Origin of the sequence: Pseudorhodoplanes sp. (assembly GCF_050250235.1) — a bacterium.
In the GTDB taxonomy this organism is placed as follows: domain Bacteria; phylum Pseudomonadota; class Alphaproteobacteria; order Rhizobiales; family Xanthobacteraceae; genus Pseudorhodoplanes.
Map to the genome: position 1 here is coordinate 1 of NZ_JBFWPA010000020.1, position 15,923 is coordinate 15,923.

The 15,923-nt window shown below is 63.3% G+C and carries 14 protein-coding genes and 2 pseudogenes; 13 read left to right on the forward strand and 3 right to left on the reverse strand.

Features of this window, described 5'->3' with window-relative positions:
- Window positions 1-393: 393 nt before the first annotated feature.
- Both AB7F49_RS11455 and AB7F49_RS11460 read right to left on the reverse strand, forming a co-directional pair.
- Window positions 394-1,499, reverse strand: a protein-coding gene (locus tag AB7F49_RS11455; RefSeq protein WP_428522388.1) for an IS3 family transposase whose coding sequence is annotated in 2 segments (ribosomal slippage) — window positions 394-1,244 and window positions 1,244-1,499 — 1,107 coding nt in all. Because the reading frame shifts where the segments join, the coding sequence is not laid out codon by codon here.
- Between the two features lie 64 nt (window positions 1,500-1,563).
- A pseudogene (locus AB7F49_RS11460) lies at window positions 1,564-1,683 on the reverse strand (IS1595 family transposase); the annotation flags it as partial.
- Between the two features lie 38 nt (window positions 1,684-1,721).
- Here AB7F49_RS11460 and AB7F49_RS11465 point away from each other — a divergent pair.
- From AB7F49_RS11465 to AB7F49_RS11525, 13 genes and pseudogenes are all read left to right on the forward strand, one after another.
- A pseudogene (locus AB7F49_RS11465) lies at window positions 1,722-1,913 on the forward strand (IS110 family transposase); the annotation flags it as partial.
- Between the two features lie 282 nt (window positions 1,914-2,195).
- A complete protein-coding gene (locus AB7F49_RS11470; RefSeq protein WP_428522390.1) occupies window positions 2,196-2,612 on the forward strand; it encodes an FAS1-like dehydratase domain-containing protein in 417 nt (138 codons plus the stop codon).
- Window positions 2,600-2,992, forward strand: coding sequence for a MaoC family dehydratase (locus AB7F49_RS11475; protein ID WP_428522392.1), 393 nt, complete (start codon window positions 2,600-2,602; stop codon window positions 2,990-2,992). The genes AB7F49_RS11470 and AB7F49_RS11475 overlap by 13 nt, the downstream gene beginning before the upstream one ends.
- The gene (locus tag AB7F49_RS11480; protein ID WP_428522394.1) at window positions 2,989-4,164 is read left to right on the forward strand and encodes a thiolase family protein; all 1,176 of its coding nucleotides are present in this window, start codon (window positions 2,989-2,991) and stop codon (window positions 4,162-4,164) included. Before AB7F49_RS11475 ends, AB7F49_RS11480 begins: the two co-directional genes overlap by 4 nt.
- A gap of 8 nt (window positions 4,165-4,172) precedes the next feature.
- Window positions 4,173-5,645, forward strand: coding sequence for an aldehyde dehydrogenase family protein (locus tag AB7F49_RS11485; protein WP_428522396.1), 1,473 nt, complete (start codon window positions 4,173-4,175; stop codon window positions 5,643-5,645).
- A 61-nt stretch (window positions 5,646-5,706) separates the two neighbouring features.
- Window positions 5,707-6,474, forward strand: coding sequence for a Phenylacetic acid catabolic protein (locus tag AB7F49_RS11490; RefSeq protein ID WP_428522398.1), 768 nt, complete (start codon window positions 5,707-5,709; stop codon window positions 6,472-6,474).
- Between the two features lie 32 nt (window positions 6,475-6,506).
- On the forward strand, window positions 6,507-7,538 hold the full coding sequence (locus AB7F49_RS11495; RefSeq protein WP_428522400.1) for a 2Fe-2S iron-sulfur cluster-binding protein: 1,032 nt from the start codon (window positions 6,507-6,509) through the stop codon (window positions 7,536-7,538).
- Between the two features lie 2 nt (window positions 7,539-7,540).
- Window positions 7,541-8,461, forward strand: coding sequence for an alpha/beta fold hydrolase (locus tag AB7F49_RS11500; protein WP_428522517.1), 921 nt, complete (start codon window positions 7,541-7,543; stop codon window positions 8,459-8,461).
- An 18-nt stretch (window positions 8,462-8,479) separates the two neighbouring features.
- Complete coding sequence (locus AB7F49_RS11505; RefSeq protein ID WP_428522402.1) at window positions 8,480-9,697, forward strand: thiolase family protein; 1,218 nt, start codon at window positions 8,480-8,482, stop codon at window positions 9,695-9,697.
- 153 nt (window positions 9,698-9,850) lie between these two features.
- Window positions 9,851-10,612: an SDR family NAD(P)-dependent oxidoreductase gene (locus AB7F49_RS11510; RefSeq protein ID WP_428522404.1), complete on the forward strand. Its 762-nt coding sequence runs from the start codon at window positions 9,851-9,853 to the stop codon at window positions 10,610-10,612.
- A 142-nt stretch (window positions 10,613-10,754) separates the two neighbouring features.
- The gene (locus AB7F49_RS11515) at window positions 10,755-12,644 is read left to right on the forward strand and encodes a feruloyl-CoA synthase (RefSeq protein WP_428522406.1); all 1,890 of its coding nucleotides are present in this window, start codon (window positions 10,755-10,757) and stop codon (window positions 12,642-12,644) included.
- Window positions 12,645-12,679: 35 nt separating this feature from the next.
- A complete protein-coding gene (locus tag AB7F49_RS11520; protein WP_428522408.1) occupies window positions 12,680-13,909 on the forward strand; it encodes an ABC transporter substrate-binding protein in 1,230 nt (409 codons plus the stop codon).
- A 123-nt stretch (window positions 13,910-14,032) separates the two neighbouring features.
- Window positions 14,033-14,740 carry a TetR/AcrR family transcriptional regulator gene (locus tag AB7F49_RS11525; RefSeq protein ID WP_428522410.1) on the forward strand — a complete coding sequence of 236 codons (708 nt, stop codon included), beginning with the start codon at window positions 14,033-14,035 and terminating at the stop codon, window positions 14,738-14,740.
- A 3-nt stretch (window positions 14,741-14,743) separates the two neighbouring features.
- Here the strand turns inward: AB7F49_RS11525 and AB7F49_RS11530 are convergent, their stop codons facing one another.
- On the reverse strand, window positions 14,744-15,865 hold the full coding sequence (locus tag AB7F49_RS11530; protein WP_428522518.1) for an ABC transporter substrate-binding protein: 1,122 nt from the start codon (window positions 15,863-15,865) through the stop codon (window positions 14,744-14,746).
- Window positions 15,866-15,923: the final 58 nt, after the last annotated feature.

Genomic DNA, 15,923 nt, shown 5'->3' on the forward strand with positions numbered 1-15,923 from the left:
GCCGACATCATTGCGGCCATCCGACAACTGGTGCTGATCGCCAGCGATGATTTGATCGCCGGCATTCTCAACCGCAACGGCCTGGTGACCGGACATGGCAATCGCTGGACACGCGAGCATGTCACGGCACATCGGTCGCACCACAAGATCCCGGTCTTCCAGTCAGCACCGGACGGGAACGAGCCGTGGCTCAACCTGAACAGGGCAGCGCGCCTCCTTGGCATCGCACCCAAGACCCTCAGGTCGCCGCCGAAGCCGGCGAGATCGAGGGCGTTCATCCCCTGCCGGATGGTCCGTGGATATTCAGTCGGTCAGAACTGGCAAAGCCGCATGCAGCACAATCGTTCATCGCGCGCGGCAGAATCCAAAGCACCCCACGGGATCGCATCCCGATCAGCAAAACCTCTTCGCTTCAACCACATAGACAGATGGGTGTTGTGATGCACGATTGTAGTAGGTCACCCACCGCCCGATCCCAGAGCGGGTTTCCGATCCCGTCTCGAAGGCGTGGAGGTAGATGCACTCATACTTCAAAGACCGCCAGAGGCGCTCGATGAAGACATTGTCCATCCAGCGGCCGCGACCGTCCATGGAGATGCGGACGCCCGCTTCGATGAGGACCTCCGTGAAGCGGGGGCTGGTGAACTGGCTGCCCTGATCCGTGTTGAAGATCGTCGGGCGGCCGAACCGGGCCATCGCCTCCTCCAAAGCCTCGATGCAGAAGTCCGCTTCCATCGTGTTGGAAAGCCGCCAGGCCAGAACCCGCCGGCTGTACCAGTCCACGATGGCGACGAGGTAGAGAAACCCCCGTCGCATGGGGATGTAGGTGATGTCGGCGCACCAGACCTGGTCGGGCGTGTCGACCGTCATGACCCGCAAGAGATAGGGCCAGGTGCGGTGCTGCGGATGCCGCACCGTCGTCCTCGGCCGCTGATAGACCGCCGCGAGCCCCATCCGCGCCATCAGCCGTCGGACACGCTTGCGGCCGACGACATGACCGGCACGGCGAAGATGCCGGGCCATCTGCCGGGAGCCGTACCACGGTGTCTCCATGAACTGCTCGTCGATCGCCCGCATCAGCGCCAGGTTCTCCGGCTTCTCGACCCGTGGCCCACCATAGTAGGTCGACCGGCCGATGCCGACGAGGGCGCACTGCCGCACGACCGGCAGCGTCGGATGGTTCGGCTCGATCATCTCCCGCCTCCGCCCGGTGCTCATCGACCGGAGGCCCGTCGTAAAAAATCGCGTTCCACGACCAGTTGGCCGATCTTGGCGTGGAGCTGGTCGATCTCGCTTTCCCTCGCAGTCTCGACGGCCTCGACCTTCCCGGAAAACACCCCGGCCATCCCCTCGACCGCTTGCTTCTTCCAGGCGTTGATCATCGTCTGATGGACGCCGTGCCTGGCCGCCAATTGCGCAACGGTCATCTCACCCCGGATCGCTTCCAGCGCGACCTTCGCCTTGAACTCCGCGGAATACCGCTTCCTCTTCCCCGTCATCGGGTCCGTCCTCTCTCAGCCGAAACCAAGCTTAGCGGACCGTCCGGATTTCGGGGACCACCTCAGGGCGTACATGCCCGCCGAAATAAGCGCCGTCAATCTCGACATCGCCGAACAGCTTGGCACCCTTGGTCTCGGATGCGATGGCTTCGCGAAGCTTGTGCGCCAGCGCTGTCCCGTTTTTGCGAAATACGCACTCAGTGGCTTGCGCGTCAGCTTCGGGATTGTGGACATACTGTTCGGATTATTCCCGCTCAGTTCGTTAAGCCGTACCTGAAGTTGAATAAGAACGACACATTGGATGCAGGAGCCATCGCAGAAGCTGTCACACGGCCTACGATGAGGTTTGTGGACATCACGTCGATCGAACAGGCTGACATACAGGCGTTGCACAGAGCGCGAGATATGATGGTGACACATCCATCAGCAACCTCGGTCTGACCCACGACAGCCTCCTGAGGCTCCACAACTAGAGGGATCACTGAGCGAGAGCCGCTGCCAGGGGTTCGACGGATCCGGGTCTTGGCTGGAGCAAATTATCCGCCAGAACTGATATGTCGCTCCAGGAAAGGATTTTCATTGTAACGCGCTTCACGGACGGTGCCGACCATTAATTTACATATGTGTAAAAAAGCCTTGACCGGCTCCGTCGTCCACCTATACTCCCCACACGACAGCGGTGGGAGGACAACAGGGATGCGGGCCGAATTGCAGGGGCGAATCTACCCGCCATACAGGTTGCGACCGGACCGGTACAAGGCGAGCAAGCTCACGGCTGCGCTCGGTCTTGCCGCGGACGACAGGGTGCCACTGACCTATCTGATTTTCCTGCGCGGCGAGACGCTGGGCGTCGATCTCTTCAAGGATCTCGATATCCCGCGCGAGAAGGCGCTTCATGGCGGCCAGCGTTACGAATGGTTCGCGCCGGTCACCTTCGATGACGAACTGAGCGTCACCGCAACAAATCGACAAAGTGACCGAGAAACAGAGCAAGCGCGGGCCGATCCGGTTCGCCGACACTTCGCTCGAATATCGCAAGCTGAACGACGAACTGGCCCTGCGCGAGGTCACGCGTCTCGTCAAGCAATCATGAGGCGCGCATGTCCGGGCTGAAACAAGGTGACATCCTGTTCGGAGAGACGATCGCGCCGGCCGGCCGCGCGCGGGTTGCGCTGTTTTCCGAAGCGACCGAAGACCCGAACCCGATCCACGTCGATGATGACTTTGCGCACAAGGCCGGCTTTCCGACCGTGCTGCAGCAGGGGCCGATGACCACGGCACGATTCGCTCAGTTGCTCGCGAGAGTGGTCGGTGACGATGCGGTGACGTTGCTAGACGTGACCTTCACGGCCCCGGTCTATCCTGAGGATACATTGATCTTGCGCGCCGAGGTGGCCGAACCCGGCCCTTTGACCCGCTGTACACTGAGTGCGGTCAAGAGCGACGGCACCCAGACGGCGAAAGGTTTTGCCGACGTGAGGATGCCGGCTTGACAAGGCGGCACCCATATCGCGTGCTAGTGGCTGGCGGCGCCGTCGGTCGGTTCGGACGGCATCTGGATCGTTCGCTGGCGGACATCGCCGGGGAAGCAGTCGTGGAGGCCGTGGCGGCGGCGCGCGTGGCGCGCTCGGACATTGCGGCAGCCTTTGTCGGCAATGCCTTCGGCGGCACCATCATCGGTCAGGAATCGATTCTCGCGCAAACGCTGCTGGCGCCGGCAGGTGTTGCCGGCATTCCGATGCGCACGATCAAGAATGCCTGCTCCAGCGGAGCGGATGCCATTCATCTCGGCTGGAGCGCGATCGCTTACGGTCAATATGAGTGTGTGCTTGTGCTGGGCGCCGAGAAGCTTACCCATGAAGACAGGGCGCGCGCCTTCACGGCCCTCGCAAGTGCTACCGATCACGCACCGGTAGCGGACGGCCGCTCGGTCTTTGTGGATGTCAATGCCGGTCGCGCCAGGCAATATATGGAGCAATACAGCGTGACTCGCGAGCATTTTGCCAAGATCGCGGTCAAGAACCGGGCCCATGCGAGCTTGAATGCGCGGGCGGCCGAGCGCAAGCCGGTGACGGTAGAGGACGTGCTGGCGGATCGCGTGGTGGTCGAGCCGCTGACGCGCGCAATGTGCGGCGGCCTTTCCGATGGCGCGGCCTGTGTCATTCTGGTGAGCGAGGACTTTGCGGCGCGGCGCGGACTCAGCGGCACGTCCGAGATCGCGGCGTCGTCGGTGGTGTCCGGGTTGCCGTCCGGCAGTGAGGGCGGCAGCGCGACGCACCGGGCCGCCCGCGGCGCATATGAATCATCGGGCATCGACCCGCGCGACATCGCGGTCGCCGAAGTGCACGACCCGACCTCGCCGCAAGAGCTGTTTGACATCGAGGATCTGTTGTTCTGCGGCCGCGGCGAGGCGATCCGGCTGCTCGAGGACGGTGACACGCAGATCGGCGGGCGCATTCCGGTGAACACGTCGGGCGGGCTGACCAGTCGCGGCCATCCGGTCGGCGCCACCGGGGTCGCGCAGATCGTTGAAATTCACGAGCAGCTGACCGGCTGCGCCGGCGCGCGTCAGGTCGCGGGTGCCAGGGTCGGTCTCGCGCAAATGGCAGGCGGCCTTCTTGGCGGCGACTCCGCTGTTGCCGCCGTCCACCTTCTCTCAGTTTGAGGCCATCGATGTCCTACCAGATCCAGGATCGCTACGACCTTTTCATCAACAACGACTGGGCTCAGTCGTCGTCCAACGCGACGCTCGAAGCGAAGAGCCCGCTGACCGGCGATCTCCTGTGCACGGTGCCGGACGCGAGCGAGCGCGATGTGGTCGACGCGGTGATGGCGGCCAAGGCGGCCTGGCCCGCATGGCATCGCGCCGGCGCCAAGAAGCGGGCGGAGGCGATCACGAAACTTGCCGACCGTCTGCAGGCCGAAGCGGACCGCTTCGCCTGGCTCGAAACCGCCAATACCGGCAAGCCCTGGCGCGAGAGCAAGGCCAATGTGCTCACCGCGGTCGATCGCCTGCGCTACTACGCCGGCGTGTCGCGTGCGCTCGAAGGCCGCACCCTGTCGTCCGGCAATATCCTGAGCTTCGACTATCGCGAGCCGCTGGGCATCGTCGGCATCATCGGGGCCTGGAATTTCCCGATCAACATGTTCCTCGGCAAGATCGCCCCGGCCATCGCGGTCGGTAATGCCGTGATCTACAAGCCGGCCGAGCCGACGCCGGTGACGACGATGGAAGTCGCCAAGCTGATCGCGGAATGCCTGCCGCCCGGCGTCGTCAACATCCTGACAGGCGGCGGCGAGACCGCCGGGCTTTCGATGGTTTCGCATCCCGATATCCGCAAGATATCGCTCACCGGCTCGACCGCGACAGGACGCGCGGTAATGGCCGCCGCCGCGCCGTCGACCAAACAGCTCACGCTCGAACTCGGCGGCAAGAACGCCCAGATCGTGTTTCCGGATGCCGACCTCGACCGCGCCGCGCAAGGCATCATGCTCGGCGCCTTCATGAACCAGGGACAGGTCTGCACGTCCGGCTCGCGCGTCTTCGTGCACTTTTCGATCGCGAAGCAATTGCAGGAGAAGGTGCTCTCCCTGATCCCGCAGATGCGTTTCGGCGATCCGTTCGACAAGGCCACCACCATGGGCACCATGGTGTTCGAGGAACACCTGGAGAGCGTGCTTCACTACATCGACATCGGCAAGGCCGAGGGCGCGAGGCTCGTGACTGGCGGCAAGCGCGCAAAGCTCGACAAGTATCCGAAAGCGCTGGCGATCGAGCCGACCATCTTCTCCGAGGTCGAGAGCGACATGATGGTCGCGCGCGACGAAGTGTTCGGTCCGGTGGTGACGTTCCACACCTGGTCGACGGAATACGAGATGCTGGGCGCGGTGAATTTGCTGGATTACGGACTCGCTGCCGGCATCTGGACGGAGAATCTGGGCCGCGCGCATCGCACGGCGCAGGCCGTGGAAGCCGGCCGGATCTGGATCAATTGCTACAACCTGTTCCCGTCGGGATCGTCGTTCGGCGGCACCAAGGCGAGCGGTTTCGGACGCGAGGATGCGTTCGAGACCATGTTCGCCTTCACGCAGGTCAAGAACGTGATCGCCGACATCTCGGAGAAGCAGCGCAGCTTCTATCAGTGAGCGCGTCGCCGCGACTCCTTAACGCGCCCACCCCATCTCAGGACATTCAGGGAGACGATCGATGATCCAGCTTAATGCGAACCAGACCGGCATCGGCAACGTCACGCCGGACGTTTTCTTCCAGCAGGACGACGAGTTCAAGAAGCTCCAGCTGAACGTCATCGCCATTCATGTCGTGAGCGAGGAAGTCGGCGCCGATTTCTTCGAGCAGTCGATCCTGCGTGCGCCGTCTGCCGACATGAAGATGCGCATGGCGAAGACGGTGATGGAGGAATACGGACATCACCTTCGCTTCCGCAAGCTGCTCGAAGATCTCGATCTCGACTGGCAGGAGGTGATCAAGGACAAGGCGCATCTGAGCACTTTCGACGTGCCGATCGATACCTGGGCGGATCAGATGGTGTTTCTCGCGCTGGTCGACCGCGCCGCCGCACACCAGTTCCGGCACTTCATCAAGTCGCCCTACGAGCCGTTCCGCATCGCCTGCCAGGACACGCTGAATGAGGAATACGGCCACGTCGGCCTCGGCATGGACGGGGTGAAGGACCTCCTGAAGACGCCGGAGGGCCGTGCGCAGGTGGAGACGTCGGTGCAGAAATGGCTGCCGGTCGGTCTCGCGTCGTTCGGCGGCGACAAGTCGCGGACCAACGAACGCTATCGCCACTGGGGGTTAAAGTCGTCGACGAACGAGGACATGCGCGAGACCTATTACCAGCAGGTGCGTGCCTTCATCGTGAAGGACTGGGGTGTCCCGTTGCCCGCCACCAGCGGCGAGTTCACCGCCAGCATTGGCGGCGATCTGAGCAAGCACGTGATGTATGCGGGCTAGGACGGCGGTGACATCTCCAATCCGGTCTCAGCATGCTCGATAAGCCATCCGCCACTCATCAGGTGAAGCTCCTGCCGGAGGGCAACACGCTGGCCTGTCCGCCGACGCAGACGCTGCTGGATGCCTGCATCGCCGACGGCGTGCCGATCTCGTACAATTGCCGCTCCGGCGAATGCGGAGAGTGCATGGCGTCGCTGGTCTCGGGCGAAGTGCATGAACTGCCGGGCGCGGACCCGGCGATTTTCACCGACGCACATCGGTCGCAGGGCAAGATCCTCACCTGCATGTGCTTTCCCCGCAGCGCGCTGACCCTCGACATTCCGCTGCAGTCCGGCGCGCCGGCGATCCGCCCCGCGGCCGTCAACGCGATGGTGCAGCGGGTGGAGCGGCTGACGCCCTCGATCTTCGGCGTCACGGTCGAGACGCCATGGCCGATCGAGTACTATGCCGGGCAGGCCTTCGAATGGGTGGTGCCGGGTATCGCGCCGAACCGAACCTATTCGGCGGCCAACCGCCCCGGAAGCGACGTGATCGAGTTCCACGTGCGGGTGTATCCGGGCGGCAGGATTGGCGCGTTCGTGTCGGACCTGACCGCGGGGCAGCCGCTGCAACTCATGGGTCCCTACGGCCAGTTCCGGCTCTCCGGTAACGACTGGCGGCCCGCGCTTTGCGTCGCGGGCGGAACGGGACTTGCGCCGGTGATGTCGCTTCTGGAACATGCGGCGGCGACCAAGGACCGGCGGGCGATCCGGCTGTTCTACGGCGCCCGGTCGCAGGACGAACTCTATGGCCTGGACCGGATCGAGGCATTGGGGACGCTTTTGCCGGATTTCACGTTTACGCCCGTACTGTCCGACGAGCCGCAGGACTCCGGCTGGACAGGTGCGCGCGGTCTCGTGACCGACATCCTCGCCGAACAGGTGGGGGATGCTTTCGGGCTCGAGGCCTATCTCTGCGGTCCGCCTCTCATGATCGATGCCGCGGTCGACGTGCTGACGCGTTTCGGCGCGCTGGAACAGGACATCCGCTCCGACCGATTCGTACAGGCGAAGACATCGGCGTGAGCATGACGCTGCTTCAGCCTTTCACCGTCCCGCCGCCGGCCGAGGCCGTGAATCTCGTGATGGCGGACGGCGCGGTGATCCGGCTGCGCCGCTACGGCCGCGCGGGGCGAACGCGTCTGGTGCTGAGCCACGGCAATGGCCTCGCGATCAATGCCTATGTGCCATTCTGGCTGCCGCTGGCGGAAGACTACGACGTCGTGGTCTTCGACATGCGCAATCACGGCGAGAACTCGCTGCATAGTCTGGAGGGGCATAGCTGGGAGAACTTCTTCTCCGACATCGAAGAGGTGTTTCAGGGAATCCGCAACCACTTCGGCGCGGCGCGCACCGTCGCTGCCGTTCACTCCCTGGCTTCGGTCGCGACGCTCGGACACACTCTGCGCCATCCGGACCGCTGGGACGCGCTGTGCCTGTTCGATCCGCCGATCATGCCGCCCGCCGGGCATCCGCTGCACGACATCCAGCAAGCCGATATGGACTCGCTTGCGGCCCGCGCCATGCGGCGGCAGGAGATCTATGACTCGCCCGACCAGCTTGCGGCGCAGTTCCGGCGGCGTCCATCGTTCGGACGCTGGGTGCCGGAAGGCGCGGATCTGCTGGCCCGGCATACGCTGCGCCGCTTGCCGGACGGTCGCTGGACGCTGTGCTGCCCGCCCGCTTTCGAGTCCGACGTATTTCGCAAAAATGTCGACCCGACGCTGTTTCCCCGGCTCGGTGAAATTCGCGTGCCGCTGCGGATCATCGCCGGCGACCCGGATTCGCCTCATACCAGTCCCGCGGCACGGATCGCGAAATCGGCGCACGAGATATTCGGCGTCGATTGTGCGATGGTTCCCGGCACCACGCATTTCCTGCAGATCGAGGAGCCGCAGCGCTGCCGCGATCTGCTGATCGAGTTTCTGAGGCGGCACCGGCTGAACTGAACGAGCGAGTATGAAGCGATGACCTCACTTTCCGATCTGCGCATTCCCTACGGCGCTTATTGGTCGACGCCGTTTTCGCGCTGGCAGATGAGTCTGTCCGACCTGCACAGCATGAAGCTCGCGGCGGTGACCGCGGCCAAGGTCGCCAAGGACAAGGAATGGCCGCTGGAAACGCTCGACCATGCCGTGCTCGGCATGACGGTGCCGCAGGAGAAAAGCTTCTGGGGAACGCCCTGGGTGATGACCATGATGGGTGCACCCTTTGTTACCGGACCGACGGTGTCGCAGGCCTGCGCGACATCGGCGCGGGCGTTGTCAGCCGCGGCCAGTGAAATCGGAGCCGGAGACGCCTCCGCGTCGCTGGTCGTGACGTGCGATCGCACCTCGAATTCTCCGGTGGTCGTGCATCCCAATCCGCGCGGCGCGAGCGGCGCGCCGAGCGTCGAGAACTGGATGCTGGACAATTTCAACGACGAGCCGACCGGACATTTCGCCATGGTCGACACCGCGGAAAACTGCGCGCGAGACTGGCAGATATCGACGCAGGAGCAGCACGATCTCGCCGCGCTCCGCTATGAGCAATACCGCGATGCGTTGAAGGAAGACGCCGCGTTCCTGAAGCGCTTCATGACGCTGCCATTTGCCGTCCCGGACCAGCGCTTCAGGAAGGAGGCCGCGACGCTGACCGGCGACGAAGGCATCCACGACACCACGCTTGAAGGCTTGAAGAAGCTCAAGCCGGTGCGCGAGGGCGGCACCGTCACCTTCGGCGGCCAGACGCACCCCGCCGACGGCAATGCCGGGATGATCGTGACCAACACGGATCGCGTGTCCGAATTCACCCGCGAACCCGGCATCGAAATCCGCATTCTCGGATTCGGGCAGTCGCGCGAACGGCATGCCTATATGCCGGCGGCGCCGGTCAAGGCGGCACGGCGCGCGCTCGACGCGGCAGGGCTGACGATCGACAGGATCGACGTGTTCAAGTCGCACAATCCGTTCATCGTCAACGACATCGTGTTCGCGCGCGAGACCGGCGTCGATGCCACGCGCATGAACAATTTCGGCTGCTCGCTGGTATTCGGCCATCCGCAGGGCCCGACCGGTCTTCGCCTGATCATCGAGATGATCGAGGAACTTGTGCTGCGCGGCGGCGGCAATGGCCTATTCCACGGCTGTGCGGCCGGCGACACGGCGATGGCCACCGTTGTGTCGGTGCGCGACACGCGGAATTGATTGACGTCGTGTCCCGGGCGCGACGCAGCGCGATGCGGTGCGTCGCAGAACCGGGACCCAGTCGGAATATCAATGGGTCCCGGATCAGCGGCGCATCACTACGCTGCGCTTCGTGCTGCACCGCAGCCGGGACACAATCTGAGGCAGTCGAGCATGAACATCAAAGGACAAGGCGCTGTCGTCACCGGTGGTGCGTCAGGACTTGGGCGCGCGACGGCCGAGGCCTTGCATGCGGCGGGCGCGAGAGTTGCGATCCTCGACATCAATGCAAAGGCTGCGGAGGAGGCCGCCGCCGCGCTCGGGGGATTTGCCGCGGCCTGTGAAGTAACCAGCGCCGACCAGACCGCTTCCGCTCTTCGTGCGGCGGAGGACGCGATCGGCCCGATCCGCGTCTGCGTCAATTGTGCCGGCGTGGGTCCGGCGAAACGCATTCTCGGCCGCGACGGCCCCATGGATCTCGACGCCTTCGCCCGCGTGGTCCAGATCAATCTGATCGGCACCTTCAACGTGCTTCGCCTCGTCAGCGCGCAGATGGCGAAACACGATTCGCTGCCGGACGGCGAACGCGGCATCGTCATCAACACCGCATCGATCGCAGCCTATGAAGGGCAGGTCGGGCAGGCCGCCTATGCGTCGTCCAAGGGCGGCGTGGCTTCGTTGACTCTGCCGGCGGCGCGCGAGCTGGCGCGCCACGGAATCAGGGTTCTCGCGATCGCACCCGGGATCTTCGAGACGCCGATGCTGCATGCGCTGCCGGAAGCGGCGCAGCAATCGCTCGCCGCCGCCATTCCATTTCCTTCGCGACTCGGACGGCCGTCAGAATTCGCTGCGCTGGCCATGCATATCGTTGAGAACACCATGCTGAACGGCGAGGTCATACGCCTCGACGGCGCGATCCGGCTGGCGGCAAGTTGACCGTCGCGAGGCACCAAAAAAAATTTACGCAAACGTAAAAAATTATTGACTCCCTCCCTCTTTGGAAGGAGACTTGCTTCAAAGAACAATGGACGCAGCGCGCCTTCGTACGCGCAAAGACCGTCGCCGCCAGGGAGGTATGATGTCCGCATTCGCGCCGACCGCGCATGATTTCGTCGATATCGCGCTGGCCGCGCCGGCCGTCGACGTCGAACGGCGTGACAATGGCGAAATCGTGCTGCGTTCCCCGCTTCCCATGGCTGCGCATGCACGTCATGTCGGCGAATATCTGCAGCATTGGGCCAAAGCCGATCCGGCGCGCTCGTTTCTGGTCGAGCGCGATGCGGCAGGCGTCTGGCAGCATCTGAGTTTTGGTCACGCTGCGCAGCGCGCCGATGCCGTTTCGCAATGGCTGATCGAGAACGGCCACGATGCCGAGCACCCGGTCGCGGCGCTCTGCGACAATTGCGTGAACATGGGGCTGCTCAAGCTCGGTGCGATGCAGATTGGGATTCCGTTTCTCCCGGTTTCGCCGGCCTATTCGCTGATGTCGGAGAATTTTGCAAAGCTGAAGCATGTCATCGCCGAGCTTCAGCCGAGCCTGATCTACGTGCCGTCACTCGCGATGTTCGCACGGGCGCTCAAGGCGATCGACCGCACCGGAATTCGGATTGTGGCCGACGCGCCGCATCCGGATTTCCCCGATGCGATTCTGTTCGCGGAACTGCTCGCGGCCAAGGCCGGGCCGGATGTCGCAAGGCGGCGCGACGCCGTGACGCCCGATACGATCGCAAAGATATTGCTGACCTCCGGCTCGACCGGTATGCCGAAGGGGGTCATCAACACCCATCGCATGATGTGCGCCAACGGCACCGCGGTCGATCAGGTCTGGATCTTCCTGACCCGGACGCCGCCGGTGCTGGTCGACTGGCTGCCCTGGAACCACACCTTCGGCACCAACTTCAATTTCAACCAGGTGCTGCGCCATGGCGGCACCATGTATATCGACGCCGGAAAGCCAGCGCCCGGCAAGCTCGACATCACGCTGAAGAACCTGCGCGAGGTGCAGCAGACGCTGCTTTACAACGTGCCGCGCGGCTACGACATGCTGCTGCCGGCGCTGGAAGCCGACGATGATTTCGGCAGGTTCGTTTTCGAAAAGCTCGACGTGATCTTCTATGCCGGCGCGGCGTTGCCCCCGCATCTGTGGCAGCGGCTCGAGGCCCTCGCGATCAAGCATCGCGGCAAGCGGCTGCCGATCCTCTCGTCGCTCGGCTCCACCGAGACCGGGCCGGTCGCGAGTTTCTGCCACTGGCCGGCGTCCGATATCGGCGGCGTCGGCCTGCCGGTACCGGGATGCACGCTCAAGCTTGTGCCGGACGGCGGCAAGCTGGAGATGCGGGTGCGCGGCGCCAATGTCACGCCCGGCTATTTCCGGCGCCCGGACCTGACCGAAAAGGCGTTCGACGGCGAGGGCTTTTTCAAGCTCGGGGATGCGGTCGCCTTCATCGATCCGGAGCGTCCGGAACGCGGGCTTCGCTTTGACGGACGGGTCTCCGAGAATTTCAAGCTGTCGAGCGGCACCTGGGTGCAGGTCGGCGACCTGCGGCTGTCCGCGATCAGTGCAGCCGCGCCGGCGATCCAGGATGCGGTGGTCACCGGCCATGACCGCGAAGACATCGGGCTTCTGATCTTCCCGAATCTCGAAGGCTGCCGGACAATCTGCAATGAGCCGGATGCGCCGCTCTCTGACCTCGCAACGAGACCCGAACTGCACGCGCACCTGAGCAAGACGCTGGGCGCATTCAACGCGGCCAATCCCGGATCGAGCCGCCAGGTTGCGCGCGCCCTCATCATGACGACGCCGCCCTCGATCGACGGCAACGAGATTACCGACAAGGGCTACATCAATCAGCGTGCGGTCCTGGAAGGCCGCGCCGCGCTGGTGGCACGGCTCTATGCCGAAATGCCGCAGGCGGATGTGGTCCTTATTCCGCGCGAGGCGACGACGAAGCAGCAGAGCGCCGCCTGACGGCGGATTTCACGCGCACAACACGGGAGACGACCATGAGGGCATTTTCTGCCAGCGCTATTCTATTGTCTGCAATCATGCTGCCCGCAACACTGGCCGCAGGACCGGCGGCGGCTCAGGACCGCAAGCCGATCAAGATCGCTGTCATGAACGACATGTCCGGCGTCTATGCCGATTTTCAGGGCATCGGCTCGGTGGTGGCGGCAAGGCTGGCAGTCGAGGATTTCGGCAAGCAGATCGGCGACAGGCCGATCGAGATCGTGTTCGGCGATCACCAGAACAAGGCCGATATCGGCGCCACCATGGCGCGGAAGTGGTACGAGGTGGATGGCGTCGAGGCGATCGTCGACGTGCCGAATTCCGGAATTGCGCTCGCGGTGAGCGACATCACCAGAGAGAAGAACAAGGTGTTCCTGATCTCCGGCGGCGTGACGACCGACCTCACCGGATCGAAATGCACGCCGAACAATGTCCATTGGACGTTCGACAATTATGCGCTCGCCAACGGCCTCGTGCAGGCGGCGCTGAAAGCCGGCAACGATTCCTGGTATTTCCTGACCAGCGATTACGCGTTCGGGCACAATCTCGAACAGGCCGCATCGGGCCTGGTCAAGGCCAACGGCGGCAAGGTTCTCGGCGCCGTGCGGCATCCGATCGGCACCGTCGATTTCTCATCCTTCCTGCTGCAGGCGCAGGCCTCCAAGGCCAAGATCATCGCGCTCGCCAATGCGGGCGGCGACACCACGAGCGCGATCAAGGGCGCGGCGGAATTCGGCCTCAACAAGGGCGCGCAGAAGATGGCCGGCCTCGTCTTCATCATCAACAACGCGCATGCGCTCGGCGCCTCGGCACAGGGGTTGCTGGCCGTCAGTCCGTTCTACTGGAACACCAATGACGCGACGCGCGCCTTCGCGCAGCGCTTTCAGGCCGCGCATCCGAACAAGAACATGCCGAACGAGATGCAGGCGGGGGTCTATGCGGCGATCCTTCATTATCTCAAGGCGGTCAAGGCGCTGAATGGCGATACCAGCGGCGACAAGGTCGTTGCGAAGATGAAGGAAACGGAGACCGACGATCCACTGTTCGGCAAGGGCCGCATCAGGGTCGACGGCCGCAAGATCCACTCGATGTATCTTTTCGAGGTGAAGGCGCCGGGCGAAATGAAGAGCCCGTGGGACTATTACAAGCAGGTGCTGGAAATTCCGGGCGAGCAGGCCTTCCGGCCGCTCGACAAGGGCGGCTGCTCGCTGGTGAAGGCGAACTAGGCGCTAGGATGGCACAATTCCTCTCCCCGCTGGCGGGGAGAGGAAGAGCCGGCGTGAACTGGCACAAGACCCGCGGATCGGATATGCAGGGGCAGCGCCCTCAGCATCATCGGTGAACAACGTATGTCCGTCCGCGAGCCCGCCAAGAAGGTCAAGAAATCGGAACTCCGGCGCGAGGCGATTTTGCAGAACGCGCTGAAGATTTTCGACCGCCAGGGCTTCGCCAATACCTCGCTCGACGACATCGCCAAGGAGACCGGCGTCAAGCGCGAGGCGATCTATTATTATTTCAACAACCGCGCCGAAATCCTGCTGCACATCATCCGGCCGCAGAGCGAGTCCCTGGTCGAAGGCCTGCGCGAAGTGGTCAACTCCAAGGCATCGTTCCAGGACAAGCTTTACGGTGCGATCCGCAACCACCTCCACCGCTTCGACCGGCATTGCCTGGAAATGACCGTCAGCCTGCGCGATGTCTATCTCGAGGACGCCCGCGAGGTGCGCAAGGAGATGGACAAGATCTGGCGGTCCTACGAGTCGATGTGGACCGAATTGATCGCCGATGGCCAGAAGAAGGGCGATTTCGAAAAATACGGCGAGCCGAAGATGATCGCGTTCGGTATCCTCGGCATGTGCAACTGGCTGGCGCGCTGGTACGACCCGAAGAAAGCGATCGCGATCGAGGAGTTGATCGAGACCTATTTCGGCATGATCGCGTTCGGACTGGTGAAAGATCGCGCGCGGCGTTCGGTCCCGTCATCCGACAAGAAGGTTGCTCCGCGGCGCGGGGCGCGGAGCACACTGGTCGGAATTACGCTGAATGCGGTGAAGTAGTCTTCACCACTTCATGGCGCACTTGCCGGCGAAGTTGTCCTGGGCGTCCTTCACCACCGTGGCCGCGGTCTTGAGAGTCAGCACCCCGTCGGCATCCTTGACCACGTCCTGCAGATAGAAATCCTGAATCGGGAAGTGGTTGTTGTTGTACCGGTAAGGCCCGCGCACCGAAAGATAGTCTGCCCGGCGCATCGCATCCTTCTTTGACGTATCGCCCTTGACCGCGCTCACGGCGCTGTTGATGAGATTGGCGGCGTCGTAGGTCTGCGCGGCATAAAAGGAGGGGTAGGCCTTGTACTTCGCCTTGAAGTCGGCCACGAATGTCTTGTTGGCATCGTTCGGAAGATCGGCAACCCAGTGCTGGGTACCGGGAACGCCGAGCGCGAGATCGCCCTGACGCGGCAGCGACAGCGCGTCGATCGTGAAGGCGGTGTAGAGCGGGATCTGACCTCTCAATCCGGCCTGATTGAGCTGGTTGAGAAACTGGACGTCGGCCGCGCCGGGATAGAACACGAACAGCGCGTCGGGCTTGGCGGCGCGCACTTTCGAGAGCTCCGCCGAAAAATCGAGGTGATCGGGCCACTTGGTATAGTCCTCACCCGCGATCTTGCCCTTGAACACGCTTTTCACGCCCCCAAGGATATCCTTGCCGGCCGCGTAGTTCGGGCCCAGCAAGTAGAGCGACTTGATGCCTTTCTGGTTCATGTACTCGCCGATGGCGGCCGGGGTCTGATCGTTCTGCCAGGAAGTGGTGAAGAAGAACGGCGAGCAAAGCTCGCCCGCAACCTGGGACGGGCCGGCATTGGCGCTGATCAGGAACGTGCCGGAATCGATGACCGGTTTCAGCGATGCCAACAGGACATTGGACCAGATATAGCCGACCACGAAGTCGACCTTGTCGGACTGGACCAGCTTCTCGCTCTTCTGGCGGCCGATATCCGGCTTCTGGCCATCGTCCTCGTAAATCACCTCGACGGGTCGACCGCCGATCTTGCGTCCGAGATGATCGAGGGCGAGCTCGAACGCATTGCGCATGTCGTTGCCGATCACCGCAGTCGGGCCGCTGAACGTGCTGACGAATCCGATCTTGACGGGCTTGTCCTGTGCCATTGCGGCTGCGGTCATGGCGACAGCAGCGGCCGTGCCGAGAAGAATGGATTTCACGTGCTTTTTCCCTATTACG

Bases quoted from the DNA above. Each gene is read 5' to 3' on its own strand.
- AB7F49_RS11490 (WP_428522398.1), top strand. From the start codon at position 5,707: ATGATCCAGCTTAATGCGAACCAGACCGGCATCGGCAACGTCACGCCG.
- AB7F49_RS11495 (WP_428522400.1), top strand. From the start codon at position 6,507: ATGCTCGATAAGCCATCCGCCACTCATCAGGTGAAGCTCCTGCCGGAG.
- AB7F49_RS11475 (WP_428522392.1), top strand. From the start codon at position 2,600: ATGTCCGGGCTGAAACAAGGTGACATCCTGTTCGGAGAGACGATCGCG.
- AB7F49_RS11515 (WP_428522406.1), top strand. From the start codon at position 10,755: ATGTCCGCATTCGCGCCGACCGCGCATGATTTCGTCGATATCGCGCTG.
- AB7F49_RS11520 (WP_428522408.1), top strand. From the start codon at position 12,680: ATGAGGGCATTTTCTGCCAGCGCTATTCTATTGTCTGCAATCATGCTG.
- AB7F49_RS11485 (WP_428522396.1), top strand. From the start codon at position 4,173: ATGTCCTACCAGATCCAGGATCGCTACGACCTTTTCATCAACAACGAC.
- AB7F49_RS11510 (WP_428522404.1), top strand. From the start codon at position 9,851: ATGAACATCAAAGGACAAGGCGCTGTCGTCACCGGTGGTGCGTCAGGA.
- AB7F49_RS11500 (WP_428522517.1), top strand. From the start codon at position 7,541: ATGACGCTGCTTCAGCCTTTCACCGTCCCGCCGCCGGCCGAGGCCGTG.
- AB7F49_RS11505 (WP_428522402.1), top strand. From the start codon at position 8,480: ATGACCTCACTTTCCGATCTGCGCATTCCCTACGGCGCTTATTGGTCG.
- AB7F49_RS11470 (WP_428522390.1), top strand. From the start codon at position 2,196: ATGCGGGCCGAATTGCAGGGGCGAATCTACCCGCCATACAGGTTGCGA.
- AB7F49_RS11525 (WP_428522410.1), top strand. From the start codon at position 14,033: ATGTCCGTCCGCGAGCCCGCCAAGAAGGTCAAGAAATCGGAACTCCGG.
- AB7F49_RS11530 (WP_428522518.1), bottom strand. From the start codon at position 15,865: ATGACCGCAGCCGCAATGGCACAGGACAAGCCCGTCAAGATCGGATTC.